Annotated in this window: 4 protein-coding genes; all 4 read left to right on the top strand. The window is 74.8% G+C overall.

Features of this window, described 5'->3' with window-relative positions; genetic code table 11:
• The coding region (locus F2B26_RS15290) for a sensor histidine kinase (protein WP_235929712.1) at positions 1–538 on the top strand (538 nt) is incomplete at its 5' end.
• Entirely contained in the window at positions 535–1,227 is a 693-nt protein-coding gene (locus F2B26_RS15285; RefSeq protein ID WP_159810826.1) for a response regulator, read from the top strand. The genes F2B26_RS15290 and F2B26_RS15285, both read left to right, overlap by 4 nt.
• Before the next feature lie 120 nt (positions 1,228–1,347).
• Positions 1,348–2,103 carry an ABC transporter ATP-binding protein gene (locus F2B26_RS15280; protein WP_159810824.1) on the top strand — a complete coding sequence of 252 codons (756 nt, stop codon included), beginning with the start codon at positions 1,348–1,350 and terminating at the stop codon, positions 2,101–2,103.
• The coding region (locus F2B26_RS15275; RefSeq protein ID WP_159810822.1) for an FtsX-like permease family protein at positions 2,100–3,313 on the top strand (1,214 nt) is incomplete at its 3' end. The genes F2B26_RS15280 and F2B26_RS15275, both read left to right, overlap by 4 nt.

Below are 3,313 nucleotides of genomic sequence, written 5' to 3'. Positions count from 1 at the left end.
CCGGGACGACCCGCCGCCCGCCCCGCCGGTGCCCACCGAAGCCGCCGTCCCGACCGGCCCGCTGCCGGCCGCCGACGACATCGCCGGGCTCGTCGACCAGCTGCGGTCCGCCGGGATGCGCGTGACGCTCGTGCGGCTCGGCGAGCCCCGCAACCTGCCACCCGGTGCCGGGCTCACGCTCTACCGGGTCGCGCAGGAGTCCCTCACCAACGTGCTCAAACATGCCGGCCCCGACCCCGAGGCCACCGTGGTGCTCCAGTGGCTGCCCGAGACCGTGGTGCTCGAGGTGTCCGACGACGGCCGCGGTGCGGCAGCCGGCAGCGACGGGCTCGGCCAGGGCCTGCTCGGGATGCGCGAGCGGACCACGATGTTCGGCGGATCGGTCACCGCCGGGCCCCGGCCGGGCGGCGGGTTCCAGGTGCGCGCGACCCTGCCCTCACCGGGTGGCAGCACCCCCGCAGCCACGACCGTCCCCCTCGTCCCCGGTGCGGCGCCGGTCCGCGACGCCGCACCCACGCAGAACGGAGCACACCGATGACGGCGCCGATCAGGGTCGCGCTCGTCGACGACCAGCAGCTGGTGCGAGCCGGCTTCCGGATGGTCATCGACTCCCAGCCCGACCTGGAGGTGGTGCTCGAGGCCGGTGACGGCCGCGCCGCCGTGCACGGCCTGGCCGCCGAGCGCAGCCCCGGGGTCGACGTCGTGCTCATGGACGTGCGGATGCCCACCATGGACGGGCTCACCGCCACCGCCGCGATCACGGCGGCCGGCCCGTGCCCCCGGGTGATCGTGCTCACCACGTTCGACCTGGACGAGTACGTGCTGCGCGCGATCCGGGCCGGGGCCAGCGGGTTCCTGCTCAAGGACGCGCCGCCCGAGGAGATGCTCGCCGCGATCCGCACCGTGCACGCCGGGGACGCCGTCATCGCCCCGTCCTCGACCCGCCGACTCCTCGAGCACCTCGTCGAGGTGCTGCCGCCGGACGAGGACTCCACACGCGACGACCCGGGCCGGCTCGCCGTCGCCGACCTCACCGACCGCGAGCGCGAGGTGCTCGTCCTCATGGCCCGCGGCCGGTCGAACACCGAGATCGGCCAGGACCTGTTCGTCGCCGAGGCCACCGTGAAGACGCACGTCGGGCGGATCCTGGCCAAGCTGGGCGCACGCGACCGGGTGCAGGCGGTCGTCACCGCCTACGAGACCGGGCTGGTGCGTCCCGGGGCATGACGCGGCCTCCCACCAGGGGATGACGCGGCCGCCGGCCGGACCACCCCAGGGCCAGACGCGCAGCCCAGGGCCCCGGTCCTAGCGTCGAGGACGAAGCACTCGACCGACAGGAGCCCCACCATGCCCGTCCCCATCGCCTCCGCCGCCCACGGCCTGTCCAAGGTGTACGGCACCGGTCCAGCCGAGGTCCGAGCGCTGGACGGCGTCGACGTCGAGTTCGCCGCCGGTGCCTTCACCGCGATCATGGGCCCGTCCGGCTCGGGCAAGTCGACCCTCATGCACCTGCTCGCCGGGCTCGACGTGGCCACGTCCGGCACCGTGACCCTCGGCGGGACCGACCTGACCACGCTCTCCGACGACCAGCTCACGCTGCTGCGCCGCGCCCGCGTCGGGTTCGTCTTCCAGTCGTTCAACCTGCTGCCGATGTTCACCGCGCAGCAGAACATCACGCTGCCGCTCGACCTCGCCGGTGCGCGGCCGGACCCGGAGTGGTTCGACACGCTCGTCGACACCCTCGGGCTGCGACCACGACTCAGCCACCGGCCCGGTGAGCTGTCCGGCGGTCAGCAGCAACGCGTCGCGATCGCCCGGGCCCTCATCACCCGCCCCGAGGTGGTGTTCGCCGACGAGCCCACCGGCAACCTCGACTCACGGGCCGGCGCCGAGGTGCTCAGCTTCCTGCGCCGCAGCGTCCGTGAGCTCGACCGCACCGTCATCATGGTCACCCACGACGCCGCGGCCGCCGCGTACGCCGACCGCGTCGTGCTCATCGCGGACGGGCGGATCGCCGGCCAGATCGACGACCCGACGCCGGCGGCCGTGCTCGCCGGGCTCGACGCGCTGCGGACAGCCGACCTCATGGAGCAGCCGCGATGATCCGGCTCACCCTCGCCCAGATGCGGCTGTCGCTGTCGCGGCTGGTGCCCGCCGGGCTCGCGATCGCGCTCGGGACCGCCTTCGTCGCCGCCACCCTCGTGGCCGGCAACGTGATGACCCGCAGCACCTACGACGGCGTCACCGCCCAGTACGGGCACGCCGACCTCGTGGTGAGCCCCACCGAGGGCGCCCCGCTCACCGGCGACGACCTGGCGACCGTGCGCCGTGCGCCCGGGGTCACCGCGGCCACCGGACTGCAGACCACCGTCGTCGAGCTCACGCATGGCGGCCGGCGGCAGAACCAGCCCGTCATCCCCACCACCGACGACGCCGCACTCACCCCGCTCACCGTGAGCGAGGGCGTGGCGCCGACCACTGCCGGCCAGATCGCGCTGCCCGCCAGCAGCGCCCGGCGGCTCGACGTCGCCGTGGGCGACACCGTCACCGCGACCTGGTCGACGAGCAGCCCGACCGACACGTCGACCGCAGGTGCCGCGACGACCGACAGCGGCGGCGAACCCACCCAGGCGACCGCCGACCTCACCGTCACCGGGCTGGTCGAGGACCCGAACGGGGCCTACACCCAGACCGGTGGGATGGCCCTGGCCGTCCCGTCCGCCGTGACGACCTGGTCGGACGGCGAGCACCTCAACGCCATCATGCTGCTCACCCCGGACGTCGCCGCCACCCGCGACGCGCTGGCCGCGACGCTGCCGGACGGTGCCCTCGTGCGCACCCGGGACGAGGCGGCCGCCGCCTCCGTGTCCCAGCTGACCGACGGGTCCAACCAGCTGGTCGCCGTCGTGCTCGGCTTCGCCGGGATCGCCCTGCTCGTGGCCGCGCTCGTCATCGCCAACACGTTCCAGGTGATCGTCGCCCAGCGCACCCGCACGCTCGCCCTGCTGCGCTGCGTGGGTGCCCGTCGCTCGCAGCTGCGCGGCTCGGTGCTGCTGGAGGGCACCCTGCTCGGCCTCACCTCGTCGATCATCGGGGTGCTGGGCGGTCTCGGGCTGTCCCAGGCGGCCCTGCTCGTGCTCGGCCGGATGAAGCTGGGCTTCCCGTTGCCGGCCACGCTGCCGCTCACGGTGTGGGCGGTCGTCGTCCCGCTGCTCGTCGGCACCGCGGTGACCGTCGGCGCCTGCTTCGTCCCGGCTCGGGCCGCCACCCGGGTCGCGCCCGTCGCGGCCCTGCGACCGGCCGACGCACCGAC

Source organism: Cellulomonas citrea (assembly GCF_009829685.1).
In the GTDB taxonomy this organism is placed as follows: domain Bacteria; phylum Actinomycetota; class Actinomycetes; order Actinomycetales; family Cellulomonadaceae; genus Cellulomonas; species Cellulomonas citrea.
The sequence above is the reverse complement of the archived record's forward strand: the minus strand, read 5'-3'. Positions and strand labels throughout refer to the sequence as shown.